The organism is Paractinoplanes hotanensis, assembly GCF_023717965.1.
Lineage (GTDB): Bacteria > Actinomycetota > Actinomycetes > Mycobacteriales > Micromonosporaceae > Actinoplanes > Actinoplanes polyasparticus.
The window spans coordinates 52322-71192 of record NZ_JAMQOL010000050.1 but is presented as its reverse complement, the minus strand read 5'-3'; the positions used below and the strand labels follow the sequence as shown (position 1 = coordinate 71192).

Genomic DNA, 18871 nt, shown 5'->3' with positions numbered 1-18871 from the left:
CGCCACCGTCTGGACGGTCACGAGCGGCGTCTGGCCGGACGGCCGGCCCTTCTTCGCCGCCGGCACCGCGGACGGCCGGGTCCATCTCGTCGACGCCCGGGCGGGGGCGAGGATGCGTCGGGCGTGGCCGGTCCCGGAACAGGATGTGCTCGCGGTGGCCGTCACCGCCCTGAGCGACGGCTCCCTGCTGCTCGCCACGGGTGGCCACGATCGGCGGATCACCCGCTGGAATGCCGTCACCGGTGAACGGCTCGGCCCGCCGTCGGAGGCCGGCGAGTACGCGGTGATGGAGTTGCACCTCCGGACGCTGCCGGACGGCCGGACCGTGCCGGCGGTCGGGCGCCGCGACGGAAGCCTGACCGTCGTGGCGTCCCCCTTCGTGACGAGGTCAAGTCAAGCTGGAGCTTTCCACTCCGGATCCCGGCCGATGAAGCCCAGCAACCTGGTCTGGGCGTCCGCGTCGTCCTTCACCGGAACCCGGGGGCCGTACTGCCCGGAGGATCGCATCAGTTGCTCCATGGGCTCCATGCCGGCCACCAGCAGGGCGCAGAGTTCCGGGTCGAGCCGATCGTCCTGGCCGGTGGCCCGGGCCAGGTCCCACGCGTGCATGAAGACGTCGGTGGTGTAGAACTGGTCGATCGCGCGGTCCAGCGGCAGCTCACCGATGTGCGGGTTGGTGAGCTTCCGGCCGGCCGTGGCCGGGTCGTCCAGCAGCGCCTGCACCGCGTCGGACTGCGCCCGCCACGCGCCGGCCGGGTCGTCGGCAACCGGCGGCCCGGGCGGCAGTTCGACGCCGGAGCCGGCGTGCAGGAACGGCGGAAACCACTCCACGAGATGGCCTACCACGTCGCGGGCGTTCCACGCCGCGACCGGTGACGGCACGTCCCAGGACCGGGTGCCCAGGACGCGTTCGGTGAAGACGCGGCCGATCTCACGGTGCCGCTCGGCGGGAAGGTCAGAGAGCGTCACGGGTGATCAGCTCCTCCAGCTTGGCGTAGCCCTCGTCGACCCCGGTCCTCATGCCGCTGCGGAGCCATCCGTCGCGGGACTCGAAGCTGTCCACCAGGGACTGCGTCCGGAGCCGGGAGCGTCCGTGGCCGAGGTCGTCGAACCACAGCGTGTTCAGGGCCACGCCGTCGGGATCGCCCTCATAGGTGAACGTCTGCACGATGCGATCCGGCCGGATCTCGTGGAAGCAGCCGCGGAAGGCGAACTCCTCGCCCTCGCGGGAGGACACGTATCGGAAACAGCCGCCGGTGCGCGCGTCCCACTGGTCGATACGTGTCTCCAGCGAGCCCGGTCCGATCCACGAGGCGAACAACCGCGGGTCCGTGTGCGCTCGGAACAATTGCTCGGGTGTGCCCGCGAAGTCGCGGGCCAGACGAATGATCGGCACCGTCGGATCGGCTTCGATCGTGGTCTCGGTTCTGACGGTCACGCCACGCCTTCCTCTTCGTTCATGGCCACCAGGACGGCGTCGAGGCGGCGGTGCCGCTCCTCGGCCCGGCGCCGATAGCGTTCGATCCACTTGTCCATCAGGTCGAAGACCTCCGCTTCGAGGCGCACCGGCCGCGGCTGCGGGCCGGGCGGCCGACTGACCACGCCGGCTTCCTCGAGCACCTTGAGGTGTTTGTAGACCGCTTGCAGTGTCATCGGATACGGCTCCGCGAGCTGATTGACCGTGGCGTCGCCGGCTGCCAGCCGGCTCACCATGTCGCGCCGGGTGGGGACCGCGAGCGCCGCGAACACCTGGGACAGCACATCGGGGCCATCGTCTCTCCATCTTTCAACCGTTGAGTTGAAAGGGACTCAGGTGGGACGGCTGGAGCCGTACGACGACCCGTTACTGATCGAGCTCCTGGAACAGCGTGATGTGCAGGTCGCCCGGGGCATCCAGCCGCGAGTTCACCGACCGCCACGGCGTCTCGGTGGGCGGGGCGACGACCTCGGCGCCGGCTTCGGCCGCTTCGGCCGTACGGGCGGTCGCGTCGGCCACCTCGAACGCCAAGCGGAACCGTGGCGCCACCGGCCGGCCCACCTCCACGTCGTCGACGAAGCGGTGGTGGGCCGGGTTGGCCAGTTCGAGCGTGGCCCGGCCGGCCTCGAGGATCATGACGCGTTCGTCGCCGTCGCCGCTGAAGGCTGCCTCCTCGCCCAGCCCGAGCGTGTCGCGGAAGAACGACACGGCGGCGTCGAAGTCCTCGACCTCGACGATCAGCCGCATCTGGCGCACCTCGCCGGTCATCGCTTCGCCGCCTGCTCGTGGAGCGCCCGCATCTGCTCGTCGAACGGCGCGACGGGGCCGGTGACGGTCAGCCCGGGAACGATCCTCGTGATCGGCAGCACGGCGACCGGTGAAGCGGGCTGTCCCCAGCCGGCTCGCCAGGCGGCGAGTTGCGCGGCCGAACCGGCGTACACGATGGGACCGAGCCCGACCCAGCCGTGCGCGGCCGCGCACATCGGGCAGTGCTCGCCCGACGTGTAGACCGTGCTGGCCGCCCGCTCCGCGGGGGAGAGGTTCGTGACGGCCCACCGGGCCAGCGCCAGTTCGGGATGCGCCGTCGGGTCGGCGTCGGTGACCTCACGGTTGCGGTCCTCGGCCAGCACCGCGCCTGCCGGCCCGGCCAGCACCGAACCGAACGGGTGGTCGCCGGCTTCCAGCGCCTCGGCTGCCAGCTCCACACAGCGTCGCAGGTGGTCGTCTGTCATGTCGTCACCGGGTAGTCCACGTAGGCGAAGCGGCGGGAGTCGGGGGACCAGCTGTTGACGTTGATGGTGCCCTGCCCGCCGTCGAGGGCGACGACCGTACGTGGGGAACGCCACTCGCCCTGTCGCACCAGCCGTAGCTCGACCGGCTGGTCGGCCGGGTGCCCCTGGGTGCCCGGCGGATAGCTGAGGTAGACCGCGTGCTCACCGTCCGGGGCGACGTGCGGGAACCAGTTGACCCGGTCGTCGAAGGTCAGTTGCTCGGGATCGCCGCCGCCGGGCCGGATGCGGGCTATCTGGGCGTGGCCGGGCGCGGCCGAGAAGCGCTCGGTGTTGAAGTAGATCCAGGCGCCGTCGGGCGTGTATTCCGGCCCGTCGTCGGGGCCGCCGCCGACGGTGAGCGGCCCGTCGCCGGCCCCGTCGGCGCCGATGGTCCACAGGCTCGCCGTCGTCCAGTCGCCCGGCTCGACGCCGACGTAGGCGAGGGTGGCGCCGTCCGGGCTGATTCCATGCAGGAAATGCCGGCGCTCGGCGTGGGTCACCCGGCGCACCGCGCCGCCGGTCAGGGCGCCGGTGTAGATGTGCCCGTCTTCGGCGGACAGGTGGACCGTCTTGCCGTCGGGCGCCAGGACGTGGTCGTTGTTCAGTTCCGGGATGCCCTCGAGCGGGACCGGGCGGGGCGCGCCCGAGCCGTCGGCGGGCAGGGTCCACAGCAGACCGTCGCCGTTGAGCACGAGAGTTCCGTCGGTGGCCCAGTTGGGCGCCTCGAAAAGAACCGTCGAACTGGCGTGCACGAGCGTGCCGGCGCCCGTGGCGATGTCGTGAATGTGGATGCGGCAGGACTGGCCGTCAGCCAGCTTGCGGGCGTACGCCATGAAGAGGCTCCAACCGCCGGTGGGCGTGGGGATCCGAACCTATCATCGACCGGATTCCGATCGGCGCGCCGCCTTCCGATAGCCGTAATGAATCGGCGCTTGCGCTTCTTCGGTCGATATAGAACCATGTCAGTGGCACATCGTTCGAGCCTTGCTGTGGCGGCGGCTTGCGATACCACAAGGACTGAAAACTGCATGCCTGAATGACTCCATGGCCTGGTCGGAGGCCATGATCGCTGCGAAACGACGCCGCTCCGAATGGGGTCGGCACGGCCCGGTCGTCACTGTAATGACAGTTAAGTCAATTGTTCGCACACCCGCGCGCCGCGTATTCCGCGATTGCGTGTGTGCCCACCTGCGTTCTCCGAAATTGGCCGCCGGACGGTGCTGCGCAATACGTCTTGGCCGCGCAGGCGGCGGGGTGCTCCGCGGCCGCCACCGAGGAGCACCCCGTCCTGGCCTGGGAGCAGCCCGGTGAAGACCTCTCCGTACGGGGCGATCGCGTTCCGTCCCGACGCGCGCCGGCTCACGGTCAGCGCCCCCAGTGGCGAGCTGACGGTGTGGGACACCTCGGATCCGTCGCGTCCGCGACCGGCCGGTCGCCTGCGGACGGGCCGGGGCATCGTCGCGGCGGCGTGGAACCCGTCCGCCACCGACCTGCTGGCCACGGTCTCGAACGACGGGTCGGGCGCCCTCTGGCGGCTGCGGGACGACTCCGCGCCGGAAGGCGTCGCGCGCTGGGCCGCGTTGCCGGACAGGCCCCGGCACGTCGGCTGGGTGGCCGGCGGTTCCTGGGTGTTCAGCATGACCGGAACCGGTCGTACGTCGGTCTGGGACGTCGGCAGCGGAGCCTGTGTCGGCCGGGCCGATCTGACCGGCGGGCGACCGGTCGTGGGCGCGCACTACCGCGGCAGCGAGGTCGTCGCGGTCACGGACAGCGGATGGGCGCGGCTCTGGCGTCCCGGGCGGCGTCCCAGCGAATGGGTCCGGCTGACCGACCGGCCGGTCAGCGCCTGCACCTGGTCGAGCACGATGCTGGTGGTGGGCGACCTCGACGGGCAGGCGGCCTGTTTCGACGCCGAGTTCCGGCCGGTGCACACCCTGCGGGTCGCGCGGGAGCGCCCGCGCGCGCTGGCCTGCGCGGACGACGGCCGGCTGGTCGCTTCCGCCGGCGACAACCAGGCGGTCGCGGTCGGCCGCGACGGCTCCGTCCAGTGGGAGACATACCTGCGCCCGCCGGGCGCGCAGTCGATAACGATCGCCGGAGATCTGGTCGCGCTGAGCGCCGGCCGTCCCCGCCCGACGCTGCTCGCGCTGGCGACCGGCGCCGAGCTCGCCGGCGGGCGGAGCTGACCGGCGGGTCGATCCGAACGGCCGATTTCAACCCCGCCGGGGGCGGGATCGACGCTACCGTGAACGAACGTTTGTATCGAGTGTGTGAACGCTTGTGAACTCTTCCGACCCTGCTCATCGGCTGTTCGGGCGAGTCTCCTGCCGAGTCGTGGCGGTCTTGCTGTGAACATCGGGTCGGCTCTTGTTCACTCTCACGTTATCCGGTAGAACTCCGTTCACGGCCTATTGGGTCGCCAGCCGTTCGGCTCTAGGAGGACCACTCATGGCTCCGCCAAACATTTCCCGTCGCGGCCTGCTCCAGCTCGGTGGCAGCGTGGCGCTTCTGATGACGACCGGCGCCTGCGCTGCCGGCAGCAAGGACAACCCGGACGCCAAGGCGTCGGGCGGCCCCGCCGCGACCACCCTGCGGATCGCCGTCTCCAGCTACCTCTCCAGCTGGGACCAGGACTTCGTGGGCTTCGACCTGACCGCGTTGATGCTGTTCAAGAACGTGTACCCATACATGATCGACTATGGCGTCACCAGCGCCGGGGACAGCCAGATCCTGGACACCGCGAACATCGCCCCCACCTTTGCCGAGTCGTTCGAGCCGGACAGCACCCAGAAGATCTGGACGCTCAAGCTGCGTCCGGGCGTCAAGTTCGCCAGCGGCAACGAGATGAAGGCGGCCGACGTCAAGTGGTCGAAGGACCGCGCGTTCGCGGCCCAGGCCAACGTGGCCGGCATCTACCGCACGATCGGCCTCACCAAGGCCGAGCAGGTCGTGGTCAAGGACGACTACACGGTCGAGTTCCACCAGGAGTTCCCGAGCGCCCTGACCAAGCAGATCCAGGCCATCTCGCTCTACGTCTTCGACTCGGTCGAGGCGAAGAAGCACGCCACCGAGGCCGACCCGTGGGCCAAGGAGTGGTTCGCCAAGAACGCGCCGACCGGCGGCTACTTCAACGTCGCCAAGGCCACCCAGGGCCAGGAGATCGAGCTGACCGCCAACACCGGCTACCCGGGCCCGGACGGCGCCAAGACCCCGGCCATCCGGCTCTCCGTCGTGCCGGCCGCCGCCAACCAGCGCCTGCAGCTGCAGGCCGGTGACATCGACATCGCGCTCGGGATCACCGGTCAGGACCTGCAGGACCTGAAGAAGGTCGAGGGCGTCAAGGTGCTCTCCGCGGCCAGTAACAACCAGGTCGCCATCCAGATGTCGGTCACCACCGCGCCGTTCGACGACGTCAACGTGCGCAAGGCGCTGGCCTACGCGGTGCCCTACGAGCAGATCATCAAGAACGTGTACGGGGGCGACGCGCGGCCCACCAGGAGCCTGGTGCCGCTGGACATGCCCGGCTACGCCGAGAGCGGTTACCCGTACGCCTACGACCTCGACAAGGCCAAGCAGGCGCTCGCCGCGTCGGGCAAGAACGCGGTCAGCTCCGAGCTCGTCTTCGAGGCCGGCAACGACGAGCAGCAGAAGATCGCCGTCCAGGTGCAGGCCGAGGCGGCCAAGGCCGGGATCACCCTCAAGCTGACCCCGCTCGATCCGGCCACGCTGGGCGAGCGACGCGGCCAGAAGAGCATCCCGCTGCAGATCACCACCGGTCAGCTCTGGGTCAACGACGTCGAGTACATGCTGGCCACCAGCTTCGTGAAGGGCGCCGCGCTCAACTACTCGAACTACACCAACCCGGAGATCGAGCAGATCTACACCAAGTCGCACACCACGGTCGACGACGCCGCGCGCAAGCAGCTCTGGGCCCAGGTGCAGACGATCCTCGCGGCCGATGTGCCGTGGGTGATCATCTGTCAGCCCAACTTCAACCTTCCCGTACGGGAGAAGGTGGCGGGCTGGGTGCAGCCGATGGACGGCCTCGCGCGTCTTCGCTACCTGAGCGCATCGGCCTGATCCCGTGCGAATTCTGCGTTTCGTCGGTCGCCGGCTGCTCCAGCTGATCCCGGTTCTGCTCGGGGTGGTCGTGCTGACCTTCCTGCTGGTTCGCGTGCTGCCGGGCGACCCGATCCGCAGCATTCTCGGGCCCAACGCGACCGAGGCCGACGCGGACGCCGCGCGCGCCCGCTTCGGCCTCGACCAGCCCCTCTGGAAACAGTTCCTGGACTACCTGGGCGGGCTGGTCACCGGTGACTTCGGCACCTCGATCCAGAGCGGCGCCCCGGTCACCGGCGAGATGGCGCTGCGCCTCGGCCCGACCTTCGAGCTGGTGATCATCGCGGTGTCGATCGCCGTGGCGCTGGCCATCTGGCTCGGCATCTGGTCGGCGCGCCGGGCCGACACCGCCCGCGACCACACCGTGCGGATCTTCGCGCTGTTCGGCAACTCCATCCCCGAGTTCTGGCTCGGCCTGGTGCTGATCCTGGTCGGCTACGCCGCGCTGGGCTGGTTCCCGGCGCCCAGCGGCCGCGTCGACCCGGACACGAACCTGACCCCGCTGACCGGGGCCGACCTGATCGACGCGCTCATCACGGGCAACGGGCCGGCCATCTCGTCCGCGGCCGCACATCTCGTGCTGCCGGTGCTGACCCTGGTCATCGGGGTGCTGGCGCCGCTGCTGCGCAGCGTCCGGGCCTCGGCCCTGGAAGTTCTGCGATCCGAGGCGTACGCCGCTGCCGCCGCGCACGGCCTGCCCGAGCGCACGCTGCTGCGGGGCTACCTGCGCCGCGCCACCCTGGTCCGGCTGCCGTCGCTGGCCGCGCTGGTGTTCGGCGCCGCGCTGGGCTCCACGGTCCTGGTCGAGTACGTCTTCTCCTGGCAGGGCTTCGGGCAGTGGGCGCTGCGCGGGCTGCTCTACCGGGACTACCCGGTCGTCCAGTCATCCGTGCTGATCATCGCCTTCTGCTACGTCCTGGTCTTCCTCATCGCCGACGTCGTGCACGCCTGGCTCGACCCGAGGGTGAAAATCTGATGGCAGAGGTTCAACTGGCGTCGGCGGACTCCGTGCCCGTCGTCTCCGGCGCGCGTGACGGTCGCTTCGCCAACACCCTGATCTACGTGGGCAGCGGCATCCTCGTCGTGGCCGCGCTGGCCGCGATCTTCGCGCCGCTGCTCAGCTTGTGGGGCCCGACCGAGATCGACCCGTCGGGCACGCTGGCCCCGCCCGGCGGCGCCCACCTGCTCGGCACCGACGGCAACGGCATGGACGTCTGGAGCCGGCTGCTGCACGCGGCCCGCATCGACCTGGGCATCGCGGTCTGCGCGGTCGCGCTGGCCGTGGTCGTGGGCACGCTGCTCGGCCTGATCGCCGGCTACCTGGGCGGCTGGATCGACGACGTGCTGATGCGGATCGTCGACATTTTCCAGGCGTTCCCCACCTTCATCCTGGCCCTGGCGGTGGCCGCCCTGCTCGGCGGCGGCTTCACCAACCTGGTCATCACGGTGGCGGCGGTCAACGCCCCGGCCTACGCCCGCCTGGTCCGCGCCGAGGTGCGGACGCTGCGCGAGATGCAGTACATCGAGGCGGCCAAGACCTCCGGGGCGTCGACCCTCGGCATCATGTGGCGGCACCTGCTGCCCAACAGCCTCACCCCGGTCCGGGTGATCGCCCCGCTCAACTGCGGCTGGGCCATGCTCACCCTGGCCGGCCTGTCCTTCCTCGGCCTGGGTGTCACGGTGCCCACGGCCGAGTGGGGCTCGATGATCAGCCTCGGGACGTCGGACGTCGTGGCCGGCCGTTGGTGGACCTCGGTGCCGCCCGGCCTGGCCCTGCTCGTCTGCGTCCTCGGCTTCAGCCTGCTCGGCGAGGGCCTGCAGGAACGCGCGGACGCGAGGAGGCGGTGACCGTGCTCCGATTCAGCCCGCCCGGCGAACCCGCGTGGGGAAACGCGGGAACGAGACGCCTGCTCGGCGAAGGTCCGCGGGAACGCGCGAGCGCGGAACCCCGATTCGGTCGGCGCCCGCAGGAACGCCCTGATGCGGAAAGGCGGTGACCATGCTTCAGATCGAAGACTTGTCGGTGGTGATCCACCGGCCGGGGCGGCAGGTCGCGGCGCTCAGCAACGTCAGCTTCGCGGTCGCCCCGGGCGAGGTCGTGGGCCTGGTGGGGGAGAGCGGCGGCGGCAAGAGCATGGTCGCGCGGGCGATCGTCGGCATGCTGCCGTCGGGCTCGCACGCCACCGGCCGTGTCGGCTTCGACGGCGACGACGTGCTCCGGATGGACGTGGCCGCCCTGGCCCGGCATCGCGGCCGCGGCGCGGCGATGTGCTTCCAGAACCCGCGGGGAGCGCTCAGCCCCACCCGTACGGTGGGAAGGCAGTTGATCGACCGCCTCGTCACGCATCGGGAGATGAGCCGGGATCGCGCCCGGGAAAGCGCCAAGGAGCTGTTCGCCGCGGTCGGCATCCGCAACCCCGCGCGGCGTTTGGAGGCCTACCCGCACGAGCTGTCGGGCGGCATGGCCCAGCGCGTGATGATCTCGCTCGCGACCGGCTGCGCCCCCGGCCTGCTGATCGCCGACGAGCCCACCACCGGCCTCGACGTGACCCTGACCCGCGAGATCCTGCGCCAGTTCCGCCACGCCGCCGACACCGACGGCCGCGGCGTCCTGCTGATCTCGCACGACCTGGCCTCCATCGCCGAGGTCTGCGACCGTGTCGTGGTCCTCTACGCCGGCACGGTCGTCGAATCCGGCCCGGCCACGCAGGTGCTGCGGCGTCCGGCTCACCCCTACACGCGCGCCCTGCTGCGCTCGGTTCCGGACGTCGGCGGTGGCCGCGTGGTGCCGACGGCCGGCGGTATGCCCTTGCTGACCGCGGCTCCGCGCGCCTGCCCCTTCGCCCCGCGCTGCGCCCACGCGACTGCGACGTGCCGCGAGACCTGCCCGGAGACGAAGACGCTGTCCAACGGTTGGTCGCTGGCGTGCTTCCACCCGCAGGAGGCGCCCCTGTTCGACACGGCGGACTCGCGCGGCGTGCCGGGCGACGAGAGCGTCGGCGGTCCGGCGGACTCGCGCGGCGTGCCGGGCGACGAGAACGTTGGCGGCGCGGCGGGCTCCCGCGGCGTGCCGGGCGATTTGAACGTCGGCGGCGCGGTGCCCTCAGCGGGTGCGGGTGGTGCAGCGGCCGGCCGCGTGGTGCTGCGTGTGGAGGACGCGCACGTCGTCTATCGCAGCCGGTTCTCCTCGGGCGGGCACCATGCGTTGCGGGGGGTCAGCCTCGAGCTGAAGGCAGGCGAGACGCTCGGCGTCGTCGGGGAGAGCGGCTGCGGCAAGAGCACCCTGGCCAAGCTCATCATGGGTCTGGTCGACCCGTCCGAGGGCAGCGTCGAGGTGGCCGGGCGAAACGTCCGCAAGCTGAGCCGGGCCGAGCGGACGCGGGCCCAGATGGTGTTCCAGGACCCGATCGGGTCGCTGAGCCCCCGGCGTACCGTCGCCGACTCCATCGCCGAACCGTTGCGGGCGGCCAAGGTGTCCAGCGCGGACCGAGACAAGCGGGTCGAGGCGGCGCTGGGCCGCATGGAGCTCGACCGCTCGATGCTGACCCGCCTGCCGCACGAGCTCTCCGGCGGTCAGGCCCAGCGCATCGGCATCGCCCGGGCGCTGGTCGGCCGGCCCGACCTCATCGTGTTCGACGAGCCGACCAGCGCGCTCGACGTCACCGTGCAGGCGCAGATCCTCGACGTCATCGCCGGTGTCGCGGCGGACGCCGGGCACGGATCGGTCTTCATCTCGCACGATCTGGCCACCGTGCGCGGCTTCGCCGACCGGGTGGTCGTGCTCTACCTCGGCCGGGTCGTCGAGGAAGGGCCGGTCGACGAGGTCTTCGACAACCCCAGGCACCCCTACACCCGGGCCCTGCTCGGCAGCGCGCCCCGGCTGGGCGAGAACCGCGCCGCCGAGGTCGAGCTGGTCAAGGACCTCGACGAGGCTGACGCTGCCGCCGGCTGCGCTCTCGCCGCCCGCTGCCCGTTCGTCACCGACACCTGCCGGTCGCAGGAACAGATCCTTCAGCCGTACGGCGAGAGCCGGGCCGCCTGCTGGCGTGTGCCCGAGCTGCCCGCCCTGATCGGAAAGAGCGCGTCATGAGCATCAGGCTGGCCGTGGACATCGGCGGCACCTTCGTCGACGCGATGGAGCTCGACACCCGTACCGGGAAGGTGCGTTTCCGCAAGGCGTCGACCACCCCGGCCCATCCGGCCGAAGGGGTGCTCAACGCGATCGCCGCCCTCGGCACCGATCTGTCCGAAGTGGAGCTGTTCATCCACGGGACCACGCTCGGGCTGAACGCCGTGCTGGAGCGGCGCGGTGGCAACACCGGCATCATCACGAACGAGGGCTTCCGGGACATCTTCCTGATCGGCCGGGGCAACGTGCCGTCCGACCACATGTACGACTTCCGCTACCAGCGACCGGAAAGCCTGGTGCAGCGCCGGTTCACCGCGGGCGTCACCGGCCGCCTCGACTACAAGGGCACCGTCGTCGACGAGCTCGACCCCGAGAGCGTGCGGGCCGCCGCGCGGGAGCTGGTCGAGAACCAGGGCGTCACGTCGATCGCGATCTGCTTCCTGCACTCGTTCCTCGACCCCGCGCACGAGCGCGAGACGGCCCGGATCATCCGCGAGACCTACCCCGATGTGAGTCTCTCGTTGAGCACCGACATCGTGCGCGAGTACCGCGAGTACGAGCGGACCAGCACCACCGTGATCGAGGCGTACATCCGGCCCATCTTCGAGCGGTACGTGGACGAGCTCGAGAAGGGGCTGGCCGGCCAGGGTTTCGCCGGCCGGTTCCTCATCATGCGCTCGGGTGGCGGTTCGATGACGGGGGCGGTGGCCAAGACGTCGCCCACGCACACCGTGCTCTCCGGCCCGGCCGGCGGGATCGTCGGCGCGGCGTACCTGGCCGGCGAGCTGGGCCGCGACAACATGCTGACGTTCGACATCGGCGGGACGTCCCTCGACGCCTGCGTGATCGAGAAGGGCAGTCCGGTCGCCGCCTACGAGGCCCAGCTCGAGCACTTCCCCTTGCTCATCCCCACGTACGACATCCGCACCATCGGCGCCGGCGGCGGTTCCATCGCCTGGCTCGACCGCGGACTGCTCAAGGTCGGTCCGCAGAGCGCCGGCGCCGCGCCCGGCCCGGTCTGCTACGGCCGCGGCGGCACCCAGCCCACCGTGACCGACGCCGCCGTGGTGCTCGGCTTTGTCGACCCCGACCGGTTCCTGGCGGGCACCATGGGCCTGGCCGGCGAGGCGGCCCGGGAGGCGATCCGCGAGCAGCTGGCCGAGCCGCTGGGCCTGTCCGTGCCCGACGCCGCGGCCGGCATCTTCGACGTGCTGCTGGCGAAGACGGTCGGGGCGGTCCGCCAGATCACCGTCGAGCGCGGTCACGACCCGCGGGTGTTCTCGCTGCTCGCGTTCGGTGGCGCCGGCCCCTTGCTGGCGCCGTTGCTGGCCCGCGAGATGGGCATCGGCGAGGTGCTGGTGCCGTTCGCGCCGTCCGGCTTCTCGGCCTGGGGCATGCTGAGCGCCGACATCGTCAACGACTTCAGCCGTACGGTGATGACGACGCTGGACGGCGCCGACCTGGCCGCGCTGGAACCGCTGTTCAAGGAGGCCGAGGCCGAAGCGATCGCCTCGCTGACCGCGCAGGGCGTGCCCGCCGGCGACGGCGTGCTGGAACGTCAGTTCGAGCTGCGCTATCTGGGCCAGGAACACAGCCTGATGGTCACGGTCGGCTCCACCCTGGACGCCGGCGCGGTGCGTGCGGCGTTCGACGAAGTGCACCACGCGCGCTACGGCCACACGATGGACAACCCGTTGCAGATCCTCAATCTGCGCGTACGAGGCATCGGCCGCACGTCGCGACCGGAGCTCCCCACCATCGAGGCGGGCGGCGCGGCGACACCCCGTACGCAGCGGGAAGCCTTCGACTTCGGCACCCGGCAGATCGTCCCGTTCGCCGTCTACGACCGTTCCGAGCTGAGAGCCGGCAACAGTTTCGCCGGTCCCGCCCTCGTCGACGAGGGCACGTCGACGACCGTGGTGCCGAGCGGCCAGCGGGTCACCGTCGACGAGCACGGCTACCTGCACGTCACCCTCGCGGAGGTCGCGTCATGACCACTCTGGACGGCGCTCGCATCGAGGTCGTGCGCAGCTATCTGCTGTCGGCGGCCGAGGAGATGCGGGCCACCCTCATCCGCACCTCGTTCAACCCGGTCATCTACGAGGTCCACGACTTCGGTCTCTCGCTCTACGACTCGAAGATGCGGCCGGTCGCCGAGGCCACCGGGCTCACCTCGTTCCTCGGCGCCAACGACTACTCGTTGCGCAAGGGCGTCGAGTACGTGGGCGTCGAGAACCTGTACCCGGGCGACGTGGTGCTGCTCAACTATCCGTACTGGAACGCGGCGCACGCCTCCGACGCCACCCTGTTCGCGCCGGTGTTCGACGGCGCCGACCTGATCGGTTTCCTCTGCATCCGGGCCCACTGGATGGACCTGGGGGCGAAGGACCCGGGCTACGTGCTCGACTCGACCGACATGCACCAGGAAGGGCTCATCTTCCCGGGTACGAAGGTGGTCTCCCGCGGCGAGCCGGTGCGCGACATCCACGAGCTGCTGCGCTTCAACTCCCGGATGCCCGACGCGATCCTGGGCGACCTGCACGCGCAGATCTCCGCGATCCGCACCGGCGAGCGCCGCCTGCTCGAGATCTACGCCAAGTTCGGCCGGGACACCGTGCTGGCCGCGATCGACCAGATCATCGCGGACGGCGAGGCTCGCACCCGGGCTGCCCTCGCCGCACTGCCCCAGGGCAGTTGGAGCGCCGAGGACTACCTGGACGACGACGGCATCACCGATGACCCGGTCAAGATGCGGGTCACCGTCACCATCGCCGACGGCCGGTTCCTGGTCGACTTCGCCGGGTCGTCGCCGGCCGTCCGGGGCCCGATCAACATGCCGTTCGGCGCCACCGAGGCCATCTGCAAGGTCATCCTCAAGTCGCTGACCTCGCCCCACGAGCCGTCCAACGCCGGCACCGTCGCCCCGCTCGAGGTGCGCGCCGAGCCCGGCACCCTGTTCCACGCGATCTATCCGCAGCCCACGTTCACGCTGTGGACCGGGATCGTGGCGTTCGAGCTCATCCTCAAGGCCCTGGCCCAGGGCATGCCTTCCCTCCTGCCGGCCAGCAGCGGCGGCGACGTGCCCGGCTTCATGATGGTCGGCCTGCACCCCGACACCGGCGCGATGTTCGCGGTCAGCAACAACGACTTCGTCGGCTGGGGCGGCACCGCCGACCACGACGGCACGGACGCGGCCACCCACGTCAGCGGCAGCACCGGGCGCGGCACCCCGATCGAGGTGATGGAGGCCCGCACCGGCATGTTCATGGACCGGGTGGAGATCCGCACCGATTCCGGGGGCGCCGGAAAGTTCCGCGGCGGCGCCGGCCTGCGGCGGGACATCAGGTTCGTCACCCCGGGCGAGTTCCTCATGGTCATCAAGAAGACCAAGACCCAGCCGTGGGCGCTCGACGGCGGCCGGCGACCCGACCCGAACCAGATCGTCGCGTTCCCCGGCACGGACCGCGAGGAACGGATCAGCACCAAGCGCCTGACCGTGGCGCCGGGGGACCGGGTCACCCTGCTCACCGCGGGCGGTGGCGGTCACGGCGACCCCGCCGATCGGGACCCGGCCGCGGTCCGCCGCGACGTCGCCGAGGGATACGTCTCGGCCGAGGCGGCCCGCGACGTCTACGGGGTGGGGCGCGATGACTGACGGGGCCACCGTCGAGGTCATCCGCAACCACCTCGTCTCGGCCGCCGAGGAGATGCGGGCGGCGCTGGTGCGTACGGCGTTCAACCCCGTCATCTACGAGGTGCACGACTTCGGCATCTCGATCTACGACCGGTCGCTGCGGCTGGTCGCCGAGTCGACCGGGCTGTCCCGGTTCCTGGGCGCCAACGACTACTCGATCCGCAAGGGCATCGAGTACGTGGGCGAGCCGGCGGAGGGCGACATCTTCGTCCTCAACTATCCGTACTGGAACGCGGCGCACTCCTACGACGCGACGATGTTCGCGCCGGTCTTCTCGGGTGGCGAACTGGTGGCGTACCTGTGCATCCGGGCCCATTGGATGGATCTGGGGGCCAAGGACGCGGGCTACGTGCTCGACTCCACCGACATGCACCAGGAGGGCCTGATCTTTCCGGGTACGAAGGTGTACTCGGGCGGTGAGCCGGTGCGCGACATCCTGGAGCTGATCCGCTTCAACTCCCGGATGCCCGCACTCGTCATCGGCGACCTGAACGCCCAGATCGCTGCTCTGCGAACGGGGGAGCGACGGGTGGCCGAGCTCTTCGATCGCTACACGGCGCCGGTCATCGATGACGTGGTGGACCGTTTTGTTCGCGCCGCCGCGGAGTCGGCCGCCGAAGCTGTCACCCGCCTGCCGCAGGGCAGCTGGACGGCCGAGGACTGGCTGGACGACGACGGCGTCACCGAGGACCCGATCCTCATGCGCTGCACGGTGACCGTCCGGGACGGCACGTTCACGGTCGACTTCGCCGGCTCCTCGCCGGCCGTGCCCGGCCCGGTCAACCTGCCCATCGGCTCGACCATCGCCACCTGCCGAGTTGCCTTCAAGGCGATCACCACCCCGAGCGAGCAGACCAACGCCGGCCACTTCGCCCCGCTGCGCGTCGAAGCGGAGCCGGGCACGCTCTTCCACGCCGTCTACCCGGCCGCGACGTTCACCCAGTGGACCGGCACGGTCGCGCTCGAGCTCATCTACAAGGCGCTCGCGCAGGGCATGCCGGAGCGGATGCCCGCCTCCAGCGGCGGCGACGTGCCCGGGTTCATGATGGTCGGCGTCCACCCCGACACCGGCTCGATGTTCGCGGTCAGCAACAACGACCCGGTCGGCTGGGGCGGCTCGCCCGACCACGACGGCATCGGCCCGGCCAACCACCTGTGCCAGACCCAGGCCCGCAACACCCCGGTCGAGGTGCTCGAGGCGAAGACCGGGATGTTCTTCGAACGCGTCGAGATCCGGGCCGACTCGGCCGGGGCGGGGCGATTCCGGGGCGGCTGCGGGCTGCGCCGCGACATCAGGTTCGTGACCGACGGCGAGTTCCTGTCGGTCATCAAGAAGACGAAGAGCGCGCCGTGGGCGCTCGACGGCGGCCGGCAGCCCGAGCCGAACCAGGTCGTCGTCTTTCCCGGCACCGACCGCGAGCGGCGGGTCAGCACGAAGCGCACCCCCGTGCGCGCGGGCGACCGGGTCACGGTGCTGACCGCGGGCGGTGGCGGGCACGGCGACCCGGACCGGAGGGACCCGGACGCGGTACGGCATGACGTTCAGGAGGGGTACGTCTCGGTCGAGGCGGCCCGCAAGGTGTACGGGGTGATCGCATGAACCAGCTACTCGGCAACTGCACCGTGGTGGACGCCCGGGCGCTTCCGATCAAGGACGCGGGCGTGTGGATCACCGGCGACCGCATCACGGCCGTGGGCCCGTACGGGGAAATCGCTGCTCTGGCCCGGCAAACCGGCCCGGTCGCCGAACGGGACATGGACGGCGCGTTCGTGACCCCCGGACTGGCCAACATGCATACGCACTTCTCGCTCTCCCTGCCCGGCCCGGGTGGCAACACGGTCAAGGACATGGGCCCGCACGACCTGGCCCTCTACATGGCCGACGGCGCCCGCCGCACCCTCGACTGCGGCGTCACCACCGTGCGCAACGTGGCCGAGAAGGACCACGCCGACTTCGCGCTGCGCCGGGCCATCACCGCCGAACGGGTGCCCGGCCCGCGCATGTACACGGCGGGCCGCGCGCTGGTCTGCACCGGCGGGCACGGTCACGAGAGCGGCGACACCCTGGAGTGCGACGGCCCGATCGGCTTCCGCCACGGGGTGCGCAGCCAGATCAAGGCCGGCGCCGACCTGATCAAGGTGATGATCTCGGGCGGCCTGGCCGGCGAGCACGAGGCCATCTCGACCCCGCAGCTGTTCGCCGACGAGATGGCCGCGGTGATCGAGACCGCGCACGCCTGGGGACGCAAGGTCACCGCGCATGCCGGGCCGGCCGAGGTGATCGCGGCCGCGGTCGAGCTGGGGCTGGACTGCGTCGAGCACGGCTACCAGCTGACCCCGCAGGTCGCCGCCCGGATGGCCGAGAAGGGCACCGCCCTCGTGCCGACCCTGCTCGTCACCCGCTGCAAGGAGTTCTTCGACGAACTCGGCGTACCGGAATGGATGCAGTGCCGGTCGCTCGGCGCGGGGCCGCGGCACATCGAGAGCTTCGGCATGGCCCTGAACGCGGGGGTGGAGATCCTGCTCGGCAGCGACATGCCGCCGTTCTGGTCGTTCGAGGGCACCAACGCCACCGTACGGGAGCTGGAGAACCTGGCCGAGCACCTCGGCCCGCAGCGGGCGCTGCACGCCGGCACCCGCGGCCCGATCCGGTGGCTGGGCCTGGAGAACGACCTCGGCACGATCGAGGCCGGCAAGTACGCGGACGTGATCGCCATGGACGCCGACCCCCTGGACGACACCTCGGCCTTCCGGGGCGTGCGGTTCGTCATGAAGGGCGGCGTCGTCACCCGGGAGGACCAGCGATGAGCTTCGCCGAGTTCGGGGCCGCGGCCATCGCGGCCGGCATCGACGACATGTACGCGGCTTTCCTGGCCGGTGACCGGAAGGCTTTCGACGCGCACCTGCACGACGATGTCACCACCTGGGAGACGCACCTGCCGGGCCCGCTGCGCACGCGGCGCGAGCTCGACTCGTACCGCGAAACCCGGGACGCGGCGGGGGAGCGGCCGGTGCTGGACGTCATGGCGGCCACCGAGAAGCGGATCGACGTCTGGGGTGACACCGGCGTGGCCCGGTACGTGCTGGTGACCCGGGACGCGGCGAGCGGCGAGGAGCAGCACACCCGGGTCACCGACGTGCTGCGCTGCCTGGACGGCAGCTGGCGGATCGTGCACCACCACGCGGAGCTGGTCCGGCCGTGATCCGCCGGCTGATCGCGATGTCGCCCGGCGAGCCGCGGGACGTGCTGCGCCTCGCGTCCCTGGACGACGACCCGCCGCCGGGGCCGGGACAGGTCAAGATCGCGGTGCACGCGGTCGGCCTCAACTTCCTCGACGTGTCGCTGTGCCGGGGCGAGTACCCGGTGCGGCCCGACCCGCCGATGACCCCGGGCGTGGAGGCCGCGGGCCGGGTGATCGAGGGCCCGGCCGAGTGGGTCGGCCGCGAGGTCGTGGCCTGCCCGGCGCTGCCGCACGGCGCGCTCGGCGAGACCGTCACCATCGACGCCGGCCTGGTGGTCTCCCGTCCGCCCGGCGTCGACCCGGTGACCGCGGCTGCGTTGCCGGTCACCTATCAGACCTCGTGGTTCGCGCTGGAGCGGGCCCGGCTCCGGAAGGGCGAAACCGTGCTCGTGCACGCCGGGGCGGGCGGGGTCGGCATTGCCACCATCCAGCTGGCGGTCGCCCGAGGCGCTCGCGTCATCGCGACGGCAGGTTCCCCTGAAAAATTGGACAAATGCCGCGCAGAAGGGGCGTCGGTGGCGGTCGGCTACGACGATTTCGAGTCGGTGGCGGCCGAGGTCGACGTCGTGATCGATCCGGTCGGCGGCGACCTGCTGAGCCGCTCGATCGACTGCCTGGCCTTCGAGGGGCGGCTGGTCAGCGTGGGCATGGCCGCCGGGCCGCCGCCCCCGGTCGATCCGGCCCGGCTGATCGCCCGCAACGCCGACCTGATCGGGGTCTCGTGGGGTTCGCGGTACCCCTGGGCGCGCCCGGCCGAGGTGCGGGCCGCCTACGACGAGCTGTTCCGCCGGTGTGCCGCGGGCGAGGTGCGTCCGCCGGTCACCCGGGTCGTCTCGCTGGACGAGGCGCCTGCCGCGCTGGCCGACCTGGCCGCCCGGCGCACCACCGGCAAGGTCATCGTGCAGGTCAACGGCTTCACCGAGGAGGCATCGTGAGCGA

General features: G+C 71.1%; 17 protein-coding genes. 11 read left to right on the top strand and 6 right to left on the bottom strand.

Annotated elements, in window-relative coordinates; genetic code table 11:
- Nucleotides 1-393: 393 nt before the first annotated feature.
- The 6 genes from LXN57_RS34595 to LXN57_RS34570 form a co-directional block, all read right to left on the bottom strand.
- Complete coding sequence (locus LXN57_RS34595; RefSeq protein ID WP_251802461.1) at nucleotides 394-846, bottom strand: DinB family protein; 453 nt, start codon at nucleotides 844-846, stop codon at nucleotides 394-396.
- A gap of 109 nt (nucleotides 847-955) precedes the next feature.
- The gene (locus LXN57_RS34590; RefSeq protein WP_251802436.1) at nucleotides 956-1438 is read right to left on the bottom strand and encodes an SRPBCC domain-containing protein; all 483 of its coding nucleotides are present in this window, start codon (nucleotides 1436-1438) and stop codon (nucleotides 956-958) included.
- Entirely contained in the window at nucleotides 1435-1749 is a 315-nt protein-coding gene (locus tag LXN57_RS34585; protein WP_438872943.1) for an ArsR/SmtB family transcription factor, read from the bottom strand. The genes LXN57_RS34590 and LXN57_RS34585 overlap by 4 nt, the downstream gene beginning before the upstream one ends.
- 94 nt (nucleotides 1750-1843) lie before the next feature.
- Complete coding sequence (locus tag LXN57_RS34580) at nucleotides 1844-2245, bottom strand: VOC family protein (RefSeq protein ID WP_251802435.1); 402 nt, start codon at nucleotides 2243-2245, stop codon at nucleotides 1844-1846.
- Nucleotides 2242-2709: a nucleoside deaminase gene (locus tag LXN57_RS34575; RefSeq protein WP_251802434.1), complete on the bottom strand. Its 468-nt coding sequence runs from the start codon at nucleotides 2707-2709 to the stop codon at nucleotides 2242-2244. The genes LXN57_RS34580 and LXN57_RS34575 overlap by 4 nt, the downstream gene beginning before the upstream one ends.
- Nucleotides 2706-3581 carry a TolB family protein gene (locus LXN57_RS34570; RefSeq protein ID WP_251802433.1) on the bottom strand — a complete coding sequence of 292 codons (876 nt, stop codon included), beginning with the start codon at nucleotides 3579-3581 and terminating at the stop codon, nucleotides 2706-2708. Before LXN57_RS34570 ends, LXN57_RS34575 begins: the two co-directional genes overlap by 4 nt.
- 474 nt (nucleotides 3582-4055) lie before the next feature.
- On the opposite strand from LXN57_RS34570, the gene LXN57_RS34565 reads away from it, so the two are divergent.
- The 11 genes from LXN57_RS34565 to LXN57_RS34515 all read left to right on the top strand — a co-directional run bounded on the left by LXN57_RS34565 (nucleotide 4056) and on the right by LXN57_RS34515 (nucleotide 18867).
- Nucleotides 4056-4934, top strand: a complete 879-nt coding sequence (locus LXN57_RS34565) for a WD40 repeat domain-containing protein (protein ID WP_251802432.1) — start codon at nucleotides 4056-4058, stop codon at nucleotides 4932-4934.
- Nucleotides 4935-5196: 262 nt separating this feature from the next.
- On the top strand, nucleotides 5197-6828 hold the full coding sequence (locus LXN57_RS34560) for an ABC transporter substrate-binding protein (RefSeq protein ID WP_251802431.1): 1632 nt from the start codon (nucleotides 5197-5199) through the stop codon (nucleotides 6826-6828).
- Nucleotides 6829-6832: 4 nt separating this feature from the next.
- On the top strand, nucleotides 6833-7843 hold the full coding sequence (locus LXN57_RS34555; protein ID WP_251802430.1) for an ABC transporter permease: 1011 nt from the start codon (nucleotides 6833-6835) through the stop codon (nucleotides 7841-7843).
- Nucleotides 7843-8715 carry an ABC transporter permease gene (locus tag LXN57_RS34550; RefSeq protein ID WP_251802429.1) on the top strand — a complete coding sequence of 291 codons (873 nt, stop codon included), beginning with the start codon at nucleotides 7843-7845 and terminating at the stop codon, nucleotides 8713-8715. The genes LXN57_RS34555 and LXN57_RS34550 overlap by 1 nt, the downstream gene beginning before the upstream one ends.
- Before the next feature lie 151 nt (nucleotides 8716-8866).
- Nucleotides 8867-10957 carry a dipeptide ABC transporter ATP-binding protein gene (locus LXN57_RS34545; protein WP_251802428.1) on the top strand — a complete coding sequence of 697 codons (2091 nt, stop codon included), beginning with the start codon at nucleotides 8867-8869 and terminating at the stop codon, nucleotides 10955-10957.
- A complete protein-coding gene (locus LXN57_RS34540) occupies nucleotides 10954-12990 on the top strand; it encodes a hydantoinase/oxoprolinase family protein (RefSeq protein ID WP_251802427.1) in 2037 nt (678 codons plus the stop codon). The genes LXN57_RS34545 and LXN57_RS34540 overlap by 4 nt, the downstream gene beginning before the upstream one ends.
- Nucleotides 12987-14651 carry a hydantoinase B/oxoprolinase family protein gene (locus LXN57_RS34535; RefSeq protein WP_251802426.1) on the top strand — a complete coding sequence of 555 codons (1665 nt, stop codon included), beginning with the start codon at nucleotides 12987-12989 and terminating at the stop codon, nucleotides 14649-14651. The genes LXN57_RS34540 and LXN57_RS34535 overlap by 4 nt, the downstream gene beginning before the upstream one ends.
- Nucleotides 14644-16290: a hydantoinase B/oxoprolinase family protein gene (locus LXN57_RS34530; protein ID WP_251802425.1), complete on the top strand. Its 1647-nt coding sequence runs from the start codon at nucleotides 14644-14646 to the stop codon at nucleotides 16288-16290. The genes LXN57_RS34535 and LXN57_RS34530 overlap by 8 nt, the downstream gene beginning before the upstream one ends.
- On the top strand, nucleotides 16287-17498 hold the full coding sequence (locus tag LXN57_RS34525; RefSeq protein ID WP_251802424.1) for an amidohydrolase family protein: 1212 nt from the start codon (nucleotides 16287-16289) through the stop codon (nucleotides 17496-17498). The genes LXN57_RS34530 and LXN57_RS34525 overlap by 4 nt, the downstream gene beginning before the upstream one ends.
- Nucleotides 17495-17893, top strand: coding sequence for a nuclear transport factor 2 family protein (locus LXN57_RS34520; protein ID WP_251802423.1), 399 nt, complete (start codon nucleotides 17495-17497; stop codon nucleotides 17891-17893). The genes LXN57_RS34525 and LXN57_RS34520 overlap by 4 nt, the downstream gene beginning before the upstream one ends.
- Nucleotides 17890-18867, top strand: a complete 978-nt coding sequence (locus tag LXN57_RS34515; protein ID WP_251802422.1) for an NADPH:quinone oxidoreductase family protein — start codon at nucleotides 17890-17892, stop codon at nucleotides 18865-18867. The genes LXN57_RS34520 and LXN57_RS34515 overlap by 4 nt, the downstream gene beginning before the upstream one ends.
- Nucleotides 18868-18871: the final 4 nt, after the last annotated feature.